This window comes from Campylobacter sp. W0066.1, from assembly GCF_024723635.1.
Classification (GTDB): Bacteria; Campylobacterota; Campylobacteria; order Campylobacterales; family Campylobacteraceae; genus Campylobacter_D; species Campylobacter_D lari_C.
On record NZ_JANQCW010000047.1, the window covers coordinates 1 to 928 of the forward strand.

The following is a 928-nucleotide window of genomic DNA, read 5'->3' on the forward strand; positions in this document are numbered from 1 at the left end:
CAACAATGCTATAATAAACAATACTAACCTTAAAGGTAAAAAAATTGCTTAAAATATTAAAAAACTTTCATTGTAATTTTTACAAAAAATATATAAAAAACTATTTTTAGAATATCAAGGAATATAAATGAAAAAACCTTTTTATAAACTTAAAAGATTTTATATACCCTGTATTATATTAATCATAATACTTGCCGTGCTTGCAAAATTACTTTATTCTCCTTTATATACGATTTATTGGGAAACAAATCATCGCTTTGAAAAAGTACAAGAATTTAGAAATTTTGAAAAAATGACTTTAAATCCAAGTCCTAAAGATATGATTAAAATTGTAGATGATTATCAGCCTAAACTAGAAGACTTTAAAGATTTAAATACAAAAATGCAAAAGGCTATTTTTGATTTTAAGGTGGCTAAATTCTTTGGATTTGAGGATAGATACTTTGGGGTTATCCTTGTAGCCTACAGTGATATATTTATAATATCAACAAACAAAGAGCAAACCTATTTTAATTATCTTAATTTCATAAGCAATTTAAACTCAAATGAAAAACAAAAATACCTAAACTTAAGAGCCTCTACTAAAGATTTAGAAAAACAAATTTTTGAAGAAAAACTTAAATTTATAAAGCACTATGAAGAATTTTATGATTATTTAGATAGCATAGGCTATTTGGATAAGGGTTCTTGGTATAAAGGTTTGGCAAATATATATAAAATTACAATATATTATTTTATCTACGATGTGCCAAAAAATCTTAAAAAATTTTATCCCCTAGAAGATAAAAAATTAGCACTTGAAAAAATGAAAATAAGTTATAAAGTATTTAATAATTTAGATTTAAATTCGACTTCTGAGATTCCTAGTATAGCTAATGATGATTGGAAAAATGCTTTTAAAGATTTTTCTAATGCAAGTTATAATTGG

General features: G+C 23.4%; 1 protein-coding gene. It reads left to right on the plus strand.

Annotated elements, in window-relative coordinates; all coding sequences use genetic code 11:
* Nucleotides 1-127: 127 nt before the first annotated feature.
* On the plus strand, nt 128-928 hold an 801-nt coding region (locus CAMP18497_RS08210), incomplete at its 3' end, for a hypothetical protein (protein ID WP_337213752.1).